This window comes from Planomonospora corallina (assembly GCF_042650625.1).
Lineage (GTDB): Bacteria > Actinomycetota > Actinomycetes > Streptosporangiales > Streptosporangiaceae > Planomonospora_B > Planomonospora_B corallina.
Genome location: NZ_JBHSBM010000011.1, coordinates 659294 through 678348, shown reverse-complemented (window position 1 = coordinate 678348; position 19055 = coordinate 659294). Strand labels below are relative to the sequence as shown.

17 protein-coding genes are annotated in these 19055 nt (G+C 72.2%); 10 read left to right on the top strand and 7 right to left on the bottom strand.

Annotation, left to right across the window (positions count from 1 at the left end):
* Position 1: 1 nt before the first annotated feature.
* From ACFOWE_RS07895 to ACFOWE_RS07855, 9 genes are all read left to right on the top strand, one after another.
* Entirely contained in the window at positions 2 to 1231 is a 1230-nt protein-coding gene (locus ACFOWE_RS07895) for a type II secretion system F family protein (protein ID WP_377286414.1), read from the top strand.
* Between the two features lie 118 nt (positions 1232 to 1349).
* Positions 1350 to 1844, top strand: coding sequence for a prepilin-type N-terminal cleavage/methylation domain-containing protein (locus tag ACFOWE_RS07890; RefSeq protein ID WP_377286413.1), 495 nt, complete (start codon positions 1350 to 1352; stop codon positions 1842 to 1844).
* A 79-nt stretch (positions 1845 to 1923) separates the two neighbouring features.
* The gene (locus tag ACFOWE_RS07885; RefSeq protein WP_377286412.1) at positions 1924 to 2712 is read left to right on the top strand and encodes a prepilin peptidase; all 789 of its coding nucleotides are present in this window, start codon (positions 1924 to 1926) and stop codon (positions 2710 to 2712) included.
* A 33-nt stretch (positions 2713 to 2745) separates the two neighbouring features.
* Positions 2746 to 3768 (top strand): type IV pilus assembly protein PilM, encoded by a 1023-nt coding sequence (gene pilM / locus ACFOWE_RS07880; protein WP_377286411.1) that lies wholly within the window; start codon positions 2746 to 2748, stop codon positions 3766 to 3768.
* Positions 3768 to 4475: a hypothetical protein gene (locus ACFOWE_RS07875; RefSeq protein ID WP_377286410.1), complete on the top strand. Its 708-nt coding sequence runs from the start codon at positions 3768 to 3770 to the stop codon at positions 4473 to 4475. The genes pilM and ACFOWE_RS07875 overlap by 1 nt, the downstream gene beginning before the upstream one ends.
* Positions 4475 to 5137 (top strand): type 4a pilus biogenesis protein PilO, encoded by a 663-nt coding sequence (gene pilO, locus ACFOWE_RS07870; protein ID WP_377286408.1) that lies wholly within the window; start codon positions 4475 to 4477, stop codon positions 5135 to 5137. Before ACFOWE_RS07875 ends, pilO begins: the two co-directional genes overlap by 1 nt.
* A 176-nt stretch (positions 5138 to 5313) precedes the next feature.
* On the top strand, positions 5314 to 7128 hold the full coding sequence (locus ACFOWE_RS07865; protein ID WP_377286406.1) for a putative Ig domain-containing protein: 1815 nt from the start codon (positions 5314 to 5316) through the stop codon (positions 7126 to 7128).
* A 101-nt stretch (positions 7129 to 7229) separates the two neighbouring features.
* Positions 7230 to 7940: a PilW family protein gene (locus tag ACFOWE_RS07860; RefSeq protein WP_377286405.1), complete on the top strand. Its 711-nt coding sequence runs from the start codon at positions 7230 to 7232 to the stop codon at positions 7938 to 7940.
* A 5-nt stretch (positions 7941 to 7945) separates the two neighbouring features.
* On the top strand, positions 7946 to 9478 hold the full coding sequence (locus ACFOWE_RS07855) for a ricin-type beta-trefoil lectin domain protein (RefSeq protein ID WP_377286472.1): 1533 nt from the start codon (positions 7946 to 7948) through the stop codon (positions 9476 to 9478).
* Positions 9479 to 9712: 234 nt separating this feature from the next.
* Here the strand turns inward: ACFOWE_RS07855 and ACFOWE_RS07850 are convergent, their stop codons facing one another.
* From ACFOWE_RS07850 to ACFOWE_RS07840, 3 genes are all read right to left on the bottom strand, one after another.
* Positions 9713 to 10300 (bottom strand): DinB family protein, encoded by a 588-nt coding sequence (locus tag ACFOWE_RS07850; RefSeq protein ID WP_377286403.1) that lies wholly within the window; start codon positions 10298 to 10300, stop codon positions 9713 to 9715.
* A 65-nt stretch (positions 10301 to 10365) separates the two neighbouring features.
* Positions 10366 to 11250: an alpha/beta fold hydrolase gene (locus ACFOWE_RS07845; protein WP_377286401.1), complete on the bottom strand. Its 885-nt coding sequence runs from the start codon at positions 11248 to 11250 to the stop codon at positions 10366 to 10368.
* A complete protein-coding gene (locus ACFOWE_RS07840) occupies positions 11247 to 11693 on the bottom strand; it encodes a helix-turn-helix domain-containing protein (RefSeq protein WP_377286399.1) in 447 nt (148 codons plus the stop codon). The genes ACFOWE_RS07845 and ACFOWE_RS07840 overlap by 4 nt, the downstream gene beginning before the upstream one ends.
* A 289-nt stretch (positions 11694 to 11982) precedes the next feature.
* On the opposite strand from ACFOWE_RS07840, the gene ACFOWE_RS07835 reads away from it, so the two are divergent.
* The gene (locus ACFOWE_RS07835; protein WP_377286398.1) at positions 11983 to 13293 is read left to right on the top strand and encodes a methyl-accepting chemotaxis protein; all 1311 of its coding nucleotides are present in this window, start codon (positions 11983 to 11985) and stop codon (positions 13291 to 13293) included.
* A gap of 395 nt (positions 13294 to 13688) precedes the next feature.
* Here ACFOWE_RS07835 and ACFOWE_RS07830 read toward each other — a convergent pair whose 3' ends face one another.
* The 4 genes from ACFOWE_RS07830 to ACFOWE_RS07815 form a co-directional block, all read right to left on the bottom strand.
* Positions 13689 to 14768 (bottom strand): hypothetical protein, encoded by a 1080-nt coding sequence (locus tag ACFOWE_RS07830; protein WP_377286396.1) that lies wholly within the window; start codon positions 14766 to 14768, stop codon positions 13689 to 13691.
* A 146-nt stretch (positions 14769 to 14914) separates the two neighbouring features.
* Positions 14915 to 16564 carry an ABC transporter permease gene (locus ACFOWE_RS07825; RefSeq protein ID WP_377286395.1) on the bottom strand — a complete coding sequence of 550 codons (1650 nt, stop codon included), beginning with the start codon at positions 16562 to 16564 and terminating at the stop codon, positions 14915 to 14917.
* Positions 16561 to 17559 (bottom strand): ABC transporter ATP-binding protein, encoded by a 999-nt coding sequence (locus tag ACFOWE_RS07820; RefSeq protein ID WP_377286393.1) that lies wholly within the window; start codon positions 17557 to 17559, stop codon positions 16561 to 16563. The genes ACFOWE_RS07825 and ACFOWE_RS07820 overlap by 4 nt, the downstream gene beginning before the upstream one ends.
* 561 nt (positions 17560 to 18120) lie before the next feature.
* The gene (locus ACFOWE_RS07815) at positions 18121 to 18630 is read right to left on the bottom strand and encodes a hypothetical protein (protein WP_377286392.1); all 510 of its coding nucleotides are present in this window, start codon (positions 18628 to 18630) and stop codon (positions 18121 to 18123) included.
* Between the last annotated feature and the right edge of the window lie 425 nt (positions 18631 to 19055).

Sequence of the window (19055 nt, the reverse complement as noted above, 5' to 3'; positions counted from 1 at the left end):
GGTGCCCATCACCAAGACCTTCGAGTACCAGACCGTCGGCCGTGACGGGAAACGGGCCAAGGGCACGATCGAGGCGGCCAACCAGGCCGCGGCGGTGCAGCAGCTGCGCCACCAGGGCCTGGTCCCCGTCTCGGTCACCGAGGGCGGCTCGCTGCTCAAGCGGGAGCTCACCGTTCCCGGCTTCGGCGGCCGCACCACGCTCAAGGACCTGGCCGTCTTCGCCCGCCAGTTCGCGACCATGACCGCCTCCGGCATGTCGCTGATCCGCGCCCTCGGCGTCCTGGAGGACCAGGCGACCAAGGCGCCGCTGAAGAAGGCGGTCGGCGAGGTCCGGACGGACATCGAGGCCGGCCTCTCGCTCTCGGCCGCGCTCGGGCGGCATCCCAAGGTCTTCCCGGCGATCATGGTGGCGATGGTCCGGGCCGGCGAGGCCGGCGGTTTCCTGGACAACGCACTGGAGCGCGTCGCGGTCAACTTCGAGAAGGACGCCGCGCTCCGCGGGAAGATCAAGTCGGCGATGACCTACCCGGTCATCGTGCTCATCTTCACCGCGGTCCTCGTCGCCGCCGTGCTGGCCTTCATCGTCCCCGTCTTCGAGGGCATGTTCGCCCAGTTCGGCGGCGAGCTGCCGCTGCCGACGCAGATCCTCGTCGACGCCAGCCGCAGTCTGGCCTGGTCGGGGCCGCTGGTGGTCGGCGCGGTCATCGGCGCGACCGTCATGTTCCGCAGATCGCTGCGGACCAGCCCGGCGTTCCGGCTCGCCTTCGACCGGTTCAAACTGCGCCTGCCGGTCTTCGGGAAGCTCTTCACGAAGATCGCGCTGAGCCGGTTCACCCGCAACCTCGGCACCCTGCTCGGGGTCGGCGTGCCGGTGATGCAGGCGCTGGAGGTCGTCGGCGCCACCACCGGCAACGCGGTCATCGGTGAGGCGACCAAGGAGCTCCAGGCGGCCGTCCGCGACGGCCTGCCCATGTCCACGCACCTCAGCCGGCACCCGATCTTCCCGCGCATGGTCGCGCAGATGATCGAGGTCGGAGAAGAGTCGGGCCAAATCAGTCAGATGCTCGACAAGGTTGCCGATTTCTATGACCGGGAGGTCGACACGGCAGCCGAGTCGCTGACCGCCTCGATCGAGCCGCTCATGGTCATCGTCATGGGCGTCGCGGTCGGCGGAATGGTCCTCTGCCTCTACCTGCCGATGTTCACGATCTACCAGAACGTCCAGGGCTGACCGGCCCTCACAGGCTTTCCGTGCGCGCCACGGAAAAGACCGGCCCTCCGAGGCCGGGCCCGTGCCGGGTGACCGCCCGGCCGCACCTTCCATCTGAACGAGTCACAGGAGTAACACCATGAAGGCAGCGCTCCAGCGCCTGCAGAAGCGCGCGCACGGCGACCGCGGCTTCACCCTGATCGAGCTGCTGGTGGTCGTCGTGATCATCGGCGTCCTCGTCGCCATCGCGATCCCGGTCTACATGAACTACACCAAGGGCGCCGCGGACAAGTCCGCCCAGTCCGACGTGCGTAGCGCCATCACCGCCGTGGAGAGCTACTACACGATGAACGGCAACAAGTACCCGGACAGCGCCACGAACCAGGACAAGGGCTTCTCTCTGGGCACCGGCGCCGCCACGCAGCAGGTGGCCGTCTCCGAGGGCACCACGCTGACCTACGTCAAGGACACCGGCACCAACACCTACCGCATCTGCGCCAAGAACGGCAGCGGCACCGGCGCCGTGTACCAGTACGACAGCGCCAAGGGCGGCGCGGTCAAGGCCGCTCCCGGTGTGACCGTCGAGGCCTGCGGTGCCGCCGGCGCCGCCGCCACCACCCCGGCCGCCGGCTGACGCACCACCCGCCCGGCGGGGCGGCGCACGCCGCCCCGCCACCCTCCCCGAAGACCACGGACCAGGAAGGAGACCCCCGATGGACACGCTCGTGACCGTCCTCGCCGGACTGCTCGGCCTGCTCGTCGGCTCCTTCCTCAACGTGGTCATCCACCGGGTCCCGCGGGCCGAGTCGTTGCTGCGGCCCGGCTCGCACTGCCCCGCCTGCTCCACCCCCATCCGCCCCTGGCAGAACGTCCCGGTGCTGAGCTGGCTCGCGCTCCGCGGCCGGTGCGCCGCCTGCCGGGAGCCGATCAGCGCCCGCTACCCGCTGGTGGAGCTGGCCACCGCGCTGCTGTTCGCCGCGGTGGCCGCCCGGATCGGCACGGCCCCCGAACTGCCCGCCTACCTCTACCTGGCGGCGGTCGCGGTGGCCCTGTCCGTGATCGACCTCGACGTGCACCGGCTGCCCGACGTGATCGTCCTGCCGTCGTACGCCGTCGGCGCCCTGCTGCTGGCCCCCGCGGCCGCCGCCGGCGCCGGCTGGACACCGGCCCTGCGCGCCCTGGTCGCGATGGCCGTGCTGTTCGCCTTCTACTTCGCGCTCGCCTGGTTCTACCCGGGGGGCATGGGCTTCGGCGACGTGAAACTCGCCGGTCTGCTCGGCCTCTACCTCGGCTGGCTCGGCTGGAGCGCGGTCGTCGTCGGCACGTTCGCCGCCTTCCTGCTCGGCGGGCTCGCCGGGGCGGCGCTGCTGGTCACCGGCCGGGCCGGCCGGAAGACCGCCGTGCCGTTCGGTCCCGCCATGCTCGCCGGCGCCCTGCTCGCCCTGTTCGCCGCCGGGCCGATCGCCGCCTGGTACGGCGGGCTCCTGGCGCCGTCCGCCTGACCCCCCCTCCACGACCACGAAGAGGAGCACCTGATGGCCACCGTCACCCCCATCGGACTCGACATCGGCTCGACGTCGATCCGCGCGGTGGAGACCTCACGCGGCAAGGACGGTCCGTTCGTCACCCGCGCCGGGATGGCCTCCCTGCCGCCGGGCGTCGTGCAGGGCGGCACCGTCCACGACCCCGGACCGCTCACCGCCGAGCTGAAGCGGCTCTGGTCGGCGACGAAGTTCCACACCCGCAAGGTCGTGCTCGGCGTGACCAACCCGCAGACCGTGGTCCGCGAGATGTCCCTGAACAACCTCCCTGCCCGCGAGCTGCGCGCGTCCCTGCCGTTCCAGGTGCGCGACGCGCTGCCGCTCCCGCCCGACCGGTCGCTGCTCGACTTCTTCCCGCTGGAGGAGCAGAGCGACGAGACGGTGCGCGGGCTGCTGATCGCCGCGCCGAAGGAGGCCGTCGTCGGCATGGTGCGCGCCGTCGAGGACGCCGGACTGCACGTGGCCCGTGTGGACCTCGCCTCGTTCGCGCTGCTGCGCGCCATCTCGTGCCTGGACGCGCAGGTGGAGGCCATCGTCGACATCGGCGCCAGCGCGACGAGCCTCGTCGTGCACAACGACGGCGTGCCGCTGATCGTCCGCACCCTCCCCCGGGGCGGTACGGAGGTCACCCAGGCGGTCGCCACCCGGCTCGGCCTCGACCTGGCCCAGGCCGAGGAGCTCAAGCGCCGCGTCGGCGTGCGCGAGGACCTCGAGGGCCCGGACGCCGAGAACGCCGATGTGGTCCGCGAGGCCGTACGGCCCCTGATCAGCGAGATCCGCAGCTCCTTCACCTACCTCGGCTCCGGCAAGCGGCCGGCCCGGGTGGCCCTCTCCGGCGGCGGCACGCTGATGCCCGGCTTCGACGAGAGCCTGCACACGCAGCTCGGCGTCGACGTGGTGCGCACCCAGCCCACCGTGCGCGTCCGCCGCAGCCGCCGGGACAAGCACGACGACCTGGACCGGTTCTACGCGGCCTCCGCCGTCTCGATCGGCCTCGCCCTGGGAGCGGCAGCCTGATGACCACCGAGACCTTCACCCTACCCGTCGCCGAGCCGGCCCCGCAGGACCCGTTCCGGATGCTCTCCGTCGCGGCCGACCTGCTCCCGCCGGAGATCGTGGCCGCCCGGCGGGACCGCCGGGTCCGCTCCATCGTCCTGTCCGTCCTGCTGGTGTTCGTCCTGCTGATGGCCGGCTGGTACGGCTCGGTCCGCTACCAGACCATGCGGATGGAGGAGGACGCGGCCGCCGCCCAGGCCGACGTGCAGATCCTCACCCGGCAGCAGCAGGAGTTCGCCGAGCTCGTCACCACCCGGGCGCAGGCGGAGAGCATCGACACGCAGCTGTCCGTCCTGCTCGCCGACGACACGCACTGGGCCGGTCTGCTCGCCTCCGTCCGCCGGGCCGCCCCCGACGGGGTGGGCGTCGCCAGCATCAGCGCGAAGATCAACGAACGGGCCGCCGGCGGTGACGCCTCGGCCGACCCGAGCAGGTTGAACACCTCGGGCGAGAAGATCGCCGGGGAGCTGAGCATCACCGGCACCGGTGACGGCAAGCAGTCCGTGGCCCGCTACGTCGACGCCCTCGGAGGGGTCGACGGCCTGGGCAACGCGCTGCTCACCGACGCGCGTGAGCAGGAGTCCGGGGTGGAGTTCGCGGTGCGCGTCGACATCACCGACGCCGCGTTCGGCGGCCGGTACACCACCGAGCCCGGGGAGGGGAACTGATGATCTCGGGACGCAAGGACCGGCTCTGGATGATCGGCGGCCTGCTCGCCGCCGTCCTCCTCCTGCTCTCCGGCTGGTTCGTCCTCATCAGCCCGGAGATGGACGAGGCCGACCGCCTGCAGGCGGACGCCGAGACCATGCAGGTGCAGATGGCGACCCTGCGCAGCAAGCTCGCCGACCTGCGCCGGGAGAACGAGAACCTCCCCCGCTACCGGGCCGAGCTGGCGACGGCGCGCCAGGCGCTGCCCACGACGGCCGACTCGGAGAAGTTCCTGCGCCAGCTCCAGCAGGCGGGCGAGGCGACGGACGCCTTCGTCCAGGGGGTCAACGTCGGCGATCCCGTCCAGACCGAAGCCTCCGGCGCCCAGATGCACTACCTGCCCGTCGCGGTGACCGTCACCGGCAGCGCCGCCGAAGTGGAGGCGTTCCTCGACGAGATCCAGCACGACCAGCCGCGGGCCGTGCTGGTCACCAGCCTGACCGCCCAGGCCGAGGACGGGGGCGGGGACGGAGCCGAGGACTCCGGCGGCGGGACGCTCGCCGACGGGCAGAGCACCGTCGTCAACCTGAAGATCTTCGTCGCCTCGCAGGTGCCCGCCGAGACGGCGGCGGACGCCCCTGCGGAGACGGCCTCGCCGGACACCGCCGCGCAGGGCTCCTGAGGCGTCCCCCGGACAGCGGCACCCCTAAACAGCGGCACGTCCCGGCCGATTGGCAGTGGTGCCCGCCCTCGCGGCGGGCGCCCACCGCCCACCGCCCACCGCGCCCACGACGACCAGCAGAGCCCGTGACGGCCGGCAGACCCGTGACGGGAACCAGACCGAGACCAGGAGGCGTGATGCCAGCCGGCCGAGCCCGCAGCCGGGCGGCCGGGGCGCGGAACACGCCCGCCGCCCCCGCCGCCGGCGGCAGCCCCGCGCCCGTGTGCCGTACGGCGACGCGTCGCACGGTCGCGGACCGCCTGGCCGCGCGCCGTGCCGCCGTGCGCGGTGACGCCGGTTTCACCCTGGTGGAGATGCTGGCCGCCCTGGTGGTGATCGGCATCGTCATGTCCGCGCTGACGGTGTTCTTCACCAACTCGCTGGACTTCACCGGCCGCCAGCGCACCCGGCAGGTCGCGATCCAGCTGGCCGCCGACGGCGTCGACCGGGTGCGTGCTCTCACCGGGTCGACGGTCCTGTCCGGCCGGAGCAAGCTCGCCACGACGGCGCAACAGGACAGTGCCCCGGACGCCGTGGACCCCTACCTGCGGACGATGAAGCCGGACTGGGACCCGATGCTGCCCGAGAGCTCCACCGCGGGCGTCTCCGCGCCGCTGCCGACCTCGCCCGACACCACCACGGTCAACGGGCTGGACTACGCCCGCTCCTGGTACGTCGGCCGCTGCCGCCAGCAGGCCGGGGACACGACAGGCGTGTCCTGCGAGCACCCCGACTCCCCCGACCCCGCTCCCGGCAAGGCGGACGTTCCGTTCTTCCGGGTGGTGGTCGCGGTCTCCTGGCAGCAGAAGGGCTGCCCCGCCGAGGGGTGCACGTACGTCACCTCGACCCTGACGAGCGCGTCCGCCGATGCGATCTTCAACATCAAGCGGCCCCCGCCCGCGGCGGCCGACCCCGAGGCCCGGCACGACTACCTCGGCGATCCGGTGGACCTGCAGCTCACCGCGACCGGCGGGCGGCTCCCGCTGACCTGGTCGGCGACCGGCCTGCCCGACGGTCTGAGCGTCTCCCCCGCCGGCCTGATCACCGGCACGCCGGCGAAGGCGGGGACCTCCACCGTGACCGCCACCGTCACCGACCGGGTGAAGGACGCCGACAGCACCCAGTTCTCCTGGACCGTGTACGCCCTGCCCGAGATCGCCGGCCCCGGCGACCAGAAGACCTTCCGCGGTGAGAAGGCCACCCTCAAACCGACGGCGACCGGCGGACGGGCTCCGCTGACCTGGTCGGCGACCGGCCTGCCCGGCGGCCTGTCGATCGACGCGGCCACCGGGACGATCTCCGGCACCGCGACGACCCGGCAGACCACCACGGTGACCGTGAAGGTCACCGACAGGGGAGGCAAGACCGACACCGTGACCTTCTCCTGGGAGGTCGTGGACCCGCCGAGGTTCGCCGCCGCGGGGACGCGGACGAACTACATCCGGGACTGGGTCGCCGGCTTCAAGCTCACCGCGATCGGCGGCACCGGCCCGTACACCTGGTCGGCCGAGAACCTGCCGGAGGGCCTGCGGATCGATCCCTCGACCGGTGAGATCTACGGCACCGTCTGGCAGGGGGCCCGGTACCTCACCACGGTCCACGTCAGGGACCGCCGCGGGGAGAAGGCGTCCACGACGTTCCTCTGGCGGGTCCTGCCGCGGCAGCCGAACGACCTCACCATCGTGCTCCCCGACCCGGACGACCCCGACCAGGTCAGCACCGCCGACCGGTGGCTCCGGCTCTCGCTGGAGGCCGCGGGCGGCAGCAACAGCGGCTACGACGTCTGGTCGGCGGAGGGTCTGCCGCCGGGGCTGTCCATCGACTCCACCGGCAGGCACACCGGAAAGATCACCGGAACGCCGACCACCCCGGGCACCTACACCGTCACGCTGACCGTGACGGACTCACCCCAGAAGGCGGCGACGCTGATGTTCACCTGGACGGTGCAGTGATGCGCGCCGTACCGCACCCCTCCTGGTTCCGGGCCGGACGGCCGGCCGTGTCCCGTCCGCGGGCAGGGCGGCCGTCCGGGCTCCGGCCCGCGGCGCCGGCCGTGTCCCGCACCCGGACCGGTGGGCCGCTCCCCCTGCGGGCCCGGCCCGCAGGGGACGCCGGCATCTCGCTGGTCGAGGTCATGGTCTCCCTCAGCGTGCTCGGCGTGTTCATGGCGGTCTTCACGGCCGGCGTCCTGCAGGTCTACCGCGCCGTCGACACCACCGAGGCGGTGGCCTCGGCCCAGTCCCAGCTGCACGTCGCCTTCCAGCGCCTGGACAAGGAGATCCGCTACGCCTCCTGGATCTCCGAGCCGAGCCGCCCGATCCGCGGCCGCCGGTACGTGGAGTTCGCCGCCAAGGACCCGGTCACCAAGGAGGAGACCCGGTGCGGGCAGCTCCTGCTGGACCTCGACCGGGGCGTCCTGCAGCTGCGCCGCTGGGAGGCGGGCTCGCCGCCCGCGGAACGCGCGCCGGGCGAGACGCTGGCGTCGTACATCGCGACCGACGGCCTGGCCGCCGAGCCCCCCTCCGGGGGCGCCGAGCCGCCGTTCACGCTGCAGAAGGCCGGATCCACCCCGGACCGCGGGAACGGGAGCGCCGTCGGCGCCGACTTCGCCCCCGACTTCCAGCGGCTGGAGCTGCACCTGACCGCCCGGGTGGGCACCGGGGAGAAGTCCGGCGCCGCGAACCTCGACGTCTCCTTCACCGCCCTGAACACCTCCCGGGACACCCCCGCCACCCACAAGTGCTCCGAAGGGAGACCGTCGTGACCCGTATGCCGATGCGCGGCCGTTCGCCGTGGAGTGCCCGCGCCCGGGTCTCCCTTTCCTCTCGGGCCTCCGAGCGGGGCTCGATGCCGGTGGCCCTGCTGCTCACCCTGATCGGGATCTCGCTGAGCGCGCTGCTGGTGCCGGTGGTGCTCAACCAGATGTCGGCCACCCGCGGTGTCTCCGAGCGCGTGCAGGCGCTGCACGCCGCCCAGACCGGCATCGACGTCGCGCTCGGGCAGATCCGCGCCGCCAAGGACAAAGAGAACAACGGCCTGGTGGAGCGGCTGCCCTCGTGCGAGCTCTCCGGCGGCCTGCCGGGAAGCGGGGAGACTTCCCTCCGCTACCAGGTGAAGATCGCCTATCTGGACGTCGACGGCACCGACCTGGGATGCCCCCCGCTGGACGTGCCGGCCACCGCGCGACTGACCTCCACCGGCGCCGAGACCGCGGAGACCGCTGTCGGACCCGGTACCGCGGGCACCCGGACGATCGAGGCGACGTACGCCTTCCAGACCACCAACGCCAACATCGCCGGAGGGGCGATCCCCGTCGCCCAGCCCACCACCACGCCGCTCTGCATGGACGCCGGCCCCGCCACCTCTCCCGCGGACGGCACCGACCTGCTCATGAAGCCGTGCAAGCCGGGCGCCGGCGAGCAGCAGTTCGTCTACACCGAGGACCTGGGCCTGAAGCTGGTCGGCTCCGAGAGGCCGGACGACGCACCGCTGGGCATGTGCCTGGACGCGGGTGAGTCACAGCGGACGAACGCGGCCGTGGAGTTCCAGCCATGTCAGGACCGCCGCACGCCGCGCCAGCAGTGGAGCCTCAACGACAACTCGAGCTTCCAGGGCACGAGCAACGGCGTCACCATGAACAGCTACTGCTTCAGCCTCAAGAGCCCAGGTCAGGCCGGGAGCGCCGTCGTGCTGGGCTCGTGCGGCAGGGCGTTCGACAGGAACGTCTTCCGCCCCCAGGCCGGTGTCGGCACGGGCATGGCGGGCGTGGCCACCGGGCAGCTCGTCAACTTCAAGCAGTTCAGCCGCTGCCTGGACGTCACGGACTTCCAGGTGAGCCGGCCGTACATGATCGTCTGGTTCTGCAAGCAGGCACCCGACGGCAACGTCCGCTGGAACCAGAAGTGGTCGTTCCCCAAGGTCACCGCGCCCGCGATCAGCGCCACCGGCCGCATTCGCACCGTCAACGACAGCAACACCGGGTACTGCCTGCGCAGCCCCAACTCCACCGCGGCCAACCAGTACGTCACGCTGACCGCCTGCAACGCCACCGGCTCGCTCCCGGCCAACCTCACCTGGACCGTGTACGGCGACACCGGCGACTACACCACGAGCTACCGCATCATGGACGCCTACGGCAACTGCCTCACCCCGACGGATCTGGACGCGCTCAAGCCCGACACGCACAGCGACGGCACCAGCAAGGCGAAGGTGGCCGCCTGCGGCAGCTCCGAACTGCAGAAGTGGAACGCCCCCGCCAACCTCAACCGGCCGCTCCCGCTGACGGACATCATCGAGAAGTAGCCGCCGGTCGACCGGCCCACGCCGCGGTCCTCCGGAGACCGGTCAGGCTCGGTCACCGGTCGCCCCCATCGGACTCCGGGTTCGATCTCGAAGCCGTGGAGTTCCCGCGCCACGTCACGCCTTCCATCACACCATCACGGAAAATGACGGGATGATCGCATAACGCGAGGAGGTCCGTCGTGGACCGGCCGAAAAGCCCTCCCGGTCCTCCCACCGCACCGCAGGGGCGCGGGATCAGCTCCGTCCGGCCTCCCGGGCGGCCCGCTCCAGCCGGTCGCGGTAGGCCTGCCACCACTGCCGGTCCTGCTCCGGCAGGTTGCTGTTGCCCTCCCGCAGCCCGGCGGCGCCGTCGACGAGCTCCCGCACGATGTCGGCGTGGCCGGCGTGCCGCTGCAACTCGGCGGTCACGTGGACGAGGATCCGGTGGAGCGTCACCTCGTTGCGGCCCTCCGGCCACCACGGCACCCGGCCGACCGCGTCCAGGTCCAGCTCCTCGATCGTCGCGTCCGCGTGCGCCTGCGCCCGGTGGTAGAACCCGACGACGTCCTCGCGCGACTCCTCGGCGGTCGCCCACATGTCCGTGTTGGGTTCGGCGTCCTCGGCGAACCAGGCCGGCGCTTCGACGGGCCGTCCGAAAGCGAGGCCGAAGTAGCCCAGCTCGACGCCGGCCGCGTGCTTGACCAGCCCCAGCAGGTTGGTGCCGGTCGGCGTCAGCGGGCGGCGGACGTCGTACTCGGAGAGCCCGTCGAGCTTCCACAGCAGGGCCTCGCGGGCGCTGCGCAGGTAGTGGTGAAGGTCCGTCTTCGGGTCAGATCCTGTCATGCCCGGCATCCTCTCAACCGGGTCCGACAAGCACCCGCCGCGCTCCGTCCCGGTCCCGCATCCCGTCAGGCGTCGCCGGCCTCCGGGGCGGGCGGCGCGCCGCCGGGCACGGCGCCGCGCAGGAACGCCGCGACGGGCTCGGTCTGGCCGAGGATCGTGTGCCCGGTCTCGGGCAGGAGGCGCACGGTGGCGTGCGGGACGCACCGGCGCACCCGCCGGGCGGTCTCCTCGGAGTCGAGCATGGCGTCGCGGCCGCCGACGATCACCAGCACGGGCATGGTCAGGCCGCGCAGCACCTCGTCGGGGAAGACGGGCAGCCGCTCCGTGCGCGGTTTGAACTGCGCGAAGGTCAGCACCACGTGGTCGAGGACCGGCCGGTCCCGCGGTGACCGCAGGCCCGCCACGAGCCGCGCCGACCGGCGCAGTCCCCAGCGTCCGAACGGGCGCAGCAGCAGGGCCTTGACCATCCAGCCCGTGCGCTGGCGGCCCAGGCCGCCGGGGCAGAGCAGCGCCAGGCGGCTGACCCGCTCCGGGCGGCGGGTGGCGTAGTGCAACGCCAGCCAGCCGCCGAGGGAGGCCCCGACGATCGAGGCGGTCGTGACGCCGAGCCCTTCCAGCACGTCGTCCAGCCAGAGTGCGAGGGCGTCCGTGTCCAGGGGCGGGCGGGACGGCGCGCTCAGGCCGGGCTCGCCGACGAGGTCGACGGCGTGGACGCGGAAGTGCCGTGCCCAGGAGGCGACGTCGCCCCGCCACATCGCCGCGTTCGTCCCCGAGCCGTGCAGGAGCAGCACGGGAGGCGCGTCCGGCGGGCCGGAGACGACGACGAAGGTCTCGCCCTCGCGGGTGGGCACCCGCACGTGCTCGGCGGGGACCGGCCAGGCGCTCAGCGCCTCCTGGTAGCGCCGCCGGATCTCGTCCGCGCCGGCCTCGGATCTGTAGATCGTGCTCATGACCCGAGCACTCCCTCCACGTAGTCGAGCAGCCGGGCCGTCTCGCTCAGGCCCCCCAGGATGACGATCTTCATCCGGCCTCTCTCCGCGTCGTAGACCGTCTCGATCCGCAGCCGCTGGCCGCCCGGGCGGTGGCCGGTGGCCGAGCTCACGAGGAGGGTGCCCAGGCGGTCGGCCGTCTCGGGGCCGATCGCGTCGATCTCCACGATGCTCGACACCTCGGTGTGCCGCTGCCGCCCGGCCGCGTCACGCCGGGGCGCGTCACGTCGGGGCGCGGGCACCGGGCGGCCGGTGAACGCCTCCAGATCCTCGTGCGCGATCCGGTACTGCTTGCCGATGCGGATCGCGGGGAGCCGGCCGTCCCGCACGTAGTTGCGGACGGTCCGCACGTGCAGTCCCAGGTGTTCGGCGACCTGTTCCACGGAGTAGAAGCTGCCTGTCATGAAAATACTCTATATTCCTCATCTTTAGGGAACAACAGGTTAGTTTGAGGAAAATAAGGTAGCCAAGGGTGTCGCCGGTCGGGCGGCGGCGTCCTCACCGCGCACGCCCGCGGGCCGCGGGGCATCGAACCCGCCGCAGACCGGCGCGGCGACCGGCGCCGGAGACCGGGCCGATGACCAGGCTGACAACCGGGCCGATGGCCAGGCTGATGACCGGACCGACGACCAGGTTGATGACCGGACCGATGACCGGCCTAAGGACCCGGCGGCACCTGCCGATGGAGGCACCATGAGCCATGCCCCCCGGCGAACCGCCCTCTCCCTCCTCGGTCCCGTCGTCCTGGTCGCCATCGCGCTCGGCCTCGCCGCTCAGCAGCGGTCCCTCGTCGCCGTGGCCGTGGCGGCATCCCTGAGCGGAGCGGCGGTGCTCCTGACGCAGCGGCGGGAGCACCGGCGGATCCGGTCGTTCCGGGAGGCCGCCGAGGCCGTGCTCGCCGCCGGCGACCGCGAGGCGCGCATCGGCTCCGGACACGGCTGGGAGATCGGCGAGCTGGGCCGCGTCATGGACGGCATGCTCGACACGATCGCCGCCCAGAGCGCGGAACTGGTGCGGCTCTCCACCGAGCGGGAGGAGCAGCTCCACGCCACGTACGCCGAACGGCGCCTCAACGAGCAGCACGCCCGTGAACGCGCCCAGAAGATGATCAATAGCAGCATCTCGGCCATCATGGACGAACTGCAGGTCGTGGCCGACAAGACCGAGGAACTGCGCACCATCGCCGACGACATCGACGAGCGGGTCACCGCGACCGACGCCCTCAGCCGGCGCGTCGTCGAGCGGGGACAGCGGGCCGGAGGCACCGTCGAGCAACTGGAGGAGAGCCTCCGCAAGGTGGAGGGGATGGCGGAGATCATCTCAGGCGTCGCCGCCCAGACCCACCTGCTGGCGCTGAACGCCACGATCGAGGCCGTCCACGCGGGCGCGGCGGGCAGAGGGTTCGGCGTCGTGGCCGACGAGGTCAAGGAACTGGCCATGGCGACGAACCGCTCGGCCGGCGAGATCACCGCCGTCATCCGCTCGCTGGAGGAGAACGCCGCCGCCATGACGAGCGCGCTCACCGACGTGACCGGCGGCGTCGGCACCCTCGACGACGCGACCTCCCGGGTCGGCGCCATGACCCGGGAGCAGCACTCCAGCGTCCACCTGCTCAAGGAGTATCTCGACCGGGCGATCCGGCGGATCACGACCATGGCGCGGCTGAGCGAGCAGCTCGAGCGGCGCAACGCCCCCCGGGCGCCGATCAGCGGCGAGACCCTGATCCGGTCGGCCGGCAGCGCCCACACCGTGCAGATCATCGACGTGAGCACGACCGGCGCCCACTGCTCCACCCGGCGGAGCACCCCTCTCGGTCAGGGCGATCCCGTCGAGGTCGACATCCCGCTGCCGGGAGAGCGGCCCCTGACGCTGCGGGCCACCATCGTCCACCAGCGGGCGCACGACAACACCATGGAGATCGGCCTGCGGTTCACGGACGTCCCGCAGCCGGTGGAGGACCGCATCCACCGCTACGTCATCGCGGCCCTCAGCGAACTCGACTGAGAGCACCCGCCCGCCGGCCGGACCGCACTTCTCCGCGACGGGCGGAATGCGGCTCCACACGTCTCACGGCGAACCTGCGGCTCCCCCGGGATCGGGGACACGACGGGGCTTCCAGGAAAACCTGATCGGTTCAGAATGATCGGTAGGAACTCGGGTTCTTCCGCATGGGAGCGCATGACGCCGAACGCCACCCGGGCGGTCGAGCTGTATGAGCACAGTCCGCAGGCCGACGCCCCCCGCTGCTCCCCTCGCTCCGGCCGGCGTGGGCGCTCACCCGGTACGCCGCGTGCCGGCCCTCCCGCAGGCGGACGGCGAGAGCCTGGAGGCCCGCCGCGAGGCGGCCGGGGTCTGCCGGCCGCCTCGGCCGGGACGGCCGGCTCTGGGGATCCAGGCACTCACGCGGCACCACCTCGGTGGTCACCCTGACCCTGCTGCGGCTGTGCATGCCGGCGTACTCCCTGGCCGGCGACCAGGAGCCGCAGGATCGCCAGCCCGGTGAGCGCCGCGACGGTGGCCGCCATGGTCACACCGCCGAGCAGTCCGATGACCGCGACCAGCCAGGCCGGCTGGCCTTCCTGCCACAGCGGCGTGGTGACCGCGGCGAACACTCCCAGCGCGGCCAGCCAGGCCCCGGCCGTCGCCGCCACCCACCACGCGGCCCCGCTCACCTGGCGGCGCAGCACCCGCCATTGCAGGACGCCCATGGAGGCCAGCAGCACCGTGCCGAGCAGCACGAGCAGCACGGGCGGCCACTGCGTGAACCGGTCACCGGCCACCAACGGCAGGCATCCGATCAGCCAGGCGACGGCCGCTCCCCCGGCCGTCGCCCGTACCCAGTCGCGGGTGGGCACCGCAGGCAGTGCCGTCCGGAGCGCGTACGCCTGGGCGAGACCGAGGACGGCGCCCTCGACCGTGCCGGCCGCCACGATCGCGGCGGCCTGCGACAACGGCCCGGCGTCCGACGCGGTCACCGCGGCGGCGATCAGCGCGGGCACGGCGAAGCCGAGGATCTCGCCCAGGGTGACCGCGGCGAACCAGCGTCGCCACAACCGCCCATCCGCCGGTCGCGGCTCCGCGGCGGCCTCGGGATCAAGAGGATCGAGACGTACGGTGACCGCGACGGCCTCCTCCACGGGCATGACCGGCTCGTCGCGGCCGATGGCCCGCCCCACCGCCAGCAGCGCCGGGCGCACCCGCTCAGGGTCGCGGCTGACATCCGCCCACCCGGTGCGCTCGACGCCCCGCAGGGTGAGCCGGAGCGGGGCACCGCCCTCCAGGCTCCGCCACCACACCCGCGACCGCTTGCTGACCAGCGTCAGCATCCGGCCGTCCTGGGCGTACTGCGCCGGGACCTGGACGGTGGCGCCGCTGCGCCGGCCGGTGAAGGCCAGCAGGACGACCCACCGGGAGATCAGGTCATGCCACGGGGTGCGCAGCACTCGGCGCACCAGCGGATCGACCAGGCGCGTCTGCATCCGGTCCACGACTCGGCGCGGGCGCCGGCCCGGCGCGGGCACGCCGGGCGAACCCGCGGACGATCTCCTTCCCGTGCCCGTCCTCCGGCTGCTCTCCGTCCTGCGGATCTCCGTCATGCCGACACACCGCCTCTCACCCGTCTCCGTCATGCCGACACACCGCCTCTCACCCGCCGGCCGTTCGCGACGGCGACCGCCAGGACGCCGCCCGCCGTCCAGACGGCCACGACCGCCAGATCCGCCCACGGCCAGGGGCGGCCCGCCGGGTCCAGCGCGGCCAGCAGCGCGTGCGAGACATGCTTGAGGGGGAACAGGTCCCCGGCCGTCTCCAGCACGCCGGGCAGCGGGCCGCCGACGACGAACACGTCCGAGACGAAGGCCAGCGGCAGGAAGGTGCCCAGGGTGATCGCGTTCGCGGCCGGGGCGCGGGGCGCCAGCGTCGCCACCAGCACTCCCAGGGCGGCGAAGCACGCCACCCCGAGCAGCACCGTCACCAGGATCACGGGGATCGCCGAGAGCCCGATCCGCACGCCGTAGCCGGACGTCGCGACCAGCGACAGCACGACGGCGGTGACCAGCGTGACCCACAGCGCACAGGAGATCCAGCCCGCGTGGTAGGCCCAGCCCGGCAGAGGCGTGCCGGCCAGCCGTTTGGCCACGCCCCGCTCCCGGTCCCCGGTGACGGCCTCGGCGAGGTTGACGTAGGCCGACACCCCCACCGTATAGGTGATCATCGCGGCCAGCATGAACAGCGGCAGCCGTACCCCCTCCACCCGCGTCTCTCCGAAGACCAGCGAGATGAGCACCAGCAGCAGAACCGGCAGCACCACGGTGAAGAAGGCCGTGGACAGGTCCCGGCGGAGCCTGAGCGCGGCGTGCGCGGTCTGGTCGGCGATCAGCCGCCAGGCCGGGGGGCGGCCCTCCGGACGCGGCGGGCGACCGGGGGCCGTCCCCGCGGATCCCGGACCGGACACCGCCCCCGCGAATCCGGGACCGGACGCCGTCCGCGCCACCCCCGCCTTCACGCTCGTCCGCGGCCTCTCCCAGCGGAAACGCCACACCGCCACGGCGGCGGCGCCGAGACCCCAGGCGGCCAGAACGGCCAGATGGTCACCGTGGAAGCCCGCTCCGTGCAGGAAGGGATTGAAGTCATCGCGTACGGCCTCGGCGAAGTGGCGCAGCGGGAAGATCCAGCCCACGGTCTCCAGCCAGGCGGGCATCCGGGCGCCGACCAGGATGATGTCGGAGATGAACGCCAGCGCCAGCAGCAGCCCGGTGCCGATCAGCTGCACCGCCCCCGCGTCGCGCACCAGCGCGACGACGGCGAAGCCGAGCGCGGTGAAGCACAGCGTGCCCAGCAGCAGGGTGAGCAGCAGCGCCGGCAGCGTGCGCCAGACCAGCTGCACGTCGTAGAGGACCAGCCCGGCCCCGAGCAGCACGACGGCCGTCGCCGCGGCGATCACCAGAGACGCTCCGGCCAGACCGGCCATCACCGCCCAGGCCGGGACCGGGGTCCCGCGCATGCGCTTGAGGTAGCCGCGGTCGCGCAGGTCGGCCAGGTGGATGGCCAGAGCGCCGAAGCACCCCTGGGCGATGCCGAACACGGTCATGACCGGGACGACGAACTGCATCACGCGCACGCCGGAGGCGGGATCGACGGTCCCGTCGCCCACCGCCGCGCCGACGATGACCGTCATCAGCAGCGGCATCGCGACGGTGAAGAACGCCGCGACCGGCGTGCGCAGGAAGGAGACCGTCTCGTGCCGGGCCAGGCGGGCGACCAGCTTGACGTTCATGACCGCCTCCCGGGTGCGGGCGTGTCCTCGGTGACCGGCGCCTTCCCGGTTGCGGGCCCGCAAGCGGCTCCGGGCCCGGGCAGCGGGCCGGACCGTCCGCCGGCCTCCTCGATGAGGTCGAGGTAGACGTCCTCCAGGCTCGGCCGCGACAGCGTCAGCGAGGTCAGCTCCGCTCCCCGCTCCAGTGCCCACCCGGTGAGGGTGTGCATGTCACGGGCGGGCTGCCCGGTGCGTACGGCCACCGCCGCGCCGTGCGCCTCGACCGTCCCGCTGAGCACGGGCAGGTCGGCCGGAGTCGTGCCTTCGGGCAACTGGAAGGAGAGCACACTGCCCCGCCCGCTCCCGCCGAGGGTGTCCGGCGCGCCGACGGCCACCAGCCGTCCCTGGCGCAGCACCGCGACCCGGTCGGCCAGGTGCTGGGCCTCGTCCATGTAGTGGGTGGTGAGCAGGATCGTGGTGCCCAGGGCGCGCAGGCCGTCGATCAGCTCCCAGGCGCGGTGCCGGGCGGAGGGGTCGAAGCCGGTCGTCGGCTCGTCCAGGAACAGGAGCTCGGGCCGGCCCACCAGGCCCAGCGCCAGGTCCAGGCGGCGTTTCTGCCCGCCGGACAGGGTGCGGACCCGGGCGTCCTGCTTGTCGGCCAGGCCGACCTGCTCGATCACCTCGTCCGGACGGCGTGGGTGCGGGTAGAAGCCCGCGTACAGCCGGACCAGTTCGGCGACGGTGAACTCCTCCTCGAAGCCGGCCTCCTGCAGCACGATCCCGATGCGCTCACGGTAGGCGCGGCCGCCGGTGGCCGGGTCGAGCCCGAGCACCGACACCGCGCCGCCGTCCCGGTCGCGGTGACCCTCCAGGATCTCCACCACGGTGGTCTTGCCGGCGCCGTTCGGCCCGAGCAGGGCGAACACCTCGCCTTCCGCGACGGTGAAGCTCACCCCGTCGACCGCGTGCAGCGGCCCGTAGTGCTTGCGCAGTCCATCGACGATCACCGCGGACATGTCGGCTCCTCATCTCGGGATCCCGATGATCCGCCGCCGCGCCGGGGTCGGGCAGAGCAGTAGGGTGCCACTTCCAGGGACTTTGGGCCTTCGGCAACCACCCGGCGGGTCCTGCGTGGCGATGTGGGACCAGAGGCGGACTTCCATCGCCAACAGTCGCCTTGGCCGCCTGGGGGTGGATCACACTGGCGACGGTCGTGCTGAGCGTGATGGGTGAGCGGAGGCGCGCGGTGATGCTCCCCAAGGGGTCGGGTGACCGGGCGAGTGCGGAGAGGTCCGCCAGGCCGGCGCCGGAGCAAGCGGAAGGCCAGGGCAGACGATGCCTGCCCTGGCCTTCGGTTGGTGCCCCCTGCAGGATTCGAACCTGCGCACCCGGCTCCGGAGGCCCCTCCCCGATCGCCCGCTGACCTGCGGCTTCTTCCGCTCTCCAGACTTTCTGGCCCGCGTACGGCTCGTCGCCCATGCCCATCAAGCGGATGCACCCGCCTCCCAGGACCGGTCTCGAGCGGAGTCACACACCGGTGCCGGCGACCGAGCACCCCTCACCTGAGGTGCGTCCCATCAGTCCCACCACAGGACGACGGCCAGTCCGCGCTCCGCGGCCCCGTCGTAGAAGTCGAGCAACGCGGTGAGGTGCCGGAGCATGTACTCCCGGGGGAGCTCCACGTCCGGAAGCAGCTCGCGGACCGCAGCCAGGATCTCCCCGTCGGACGCTGCGAGAGCGGTCATCATCGCCGCCCCTACCCGGCGCAGCAGCGGCGCCACCACCGCGACGGCGGCGGGCTCCAACGCAGTGACCGGATGCTCCCACACGGTCTGGGGATGGTCCCGGTAGGCCGGGTTCACCTCCTCGTCCCCGTCCAACGCACAACGGAACGCGGCCAGGGCATCGGGATCGACACAGACCAGCTCGCCGATACGCAGCAACGGCCCGGGTGCCCAGTCCAGATCAAGATGGTCCTTCGCAGGAGCCATCCCGAACGAGCACAGCAGGACCAGCTCATCGACCGACGTCCGGCAGGCGTCCAACCACCGCCCCGAAATCCGGGCGAGCTGCTGCGTCACGGCCATGCCCAACAGCCTGACAGACCTCGTCCCATGCTCGAATGAGACTTACCTTCACAGCTTCAAGGGCAGCAACTTGGCCACGCTGCGACTCTTCAGTTGGCCGCGGCCAACGCCCCTCACACGGGGTATGGCAAGGCACACACAGATGATTCCGATAGGAAGCTGCCAGGCCTTGTTATTAAGGAACTGAATGACCTGCCACACGGACGATAATACGGACCACTGGGGGCGACAGTGCACGTATTCTGTGAAATCGACCAATTCGAACCCCATTACGACGTAGCGCCGTTGAACGAGACCGGAACCGTGGTCAACTTATTCTCAAACGCCACATAGATCAGCACGCTGAGGTCACTGCGCCATCGCTGGAAGTTGTGCCATATATCCAGGTACCCGAAGAATGATTTGGCGGAATCAGCCACGACAGT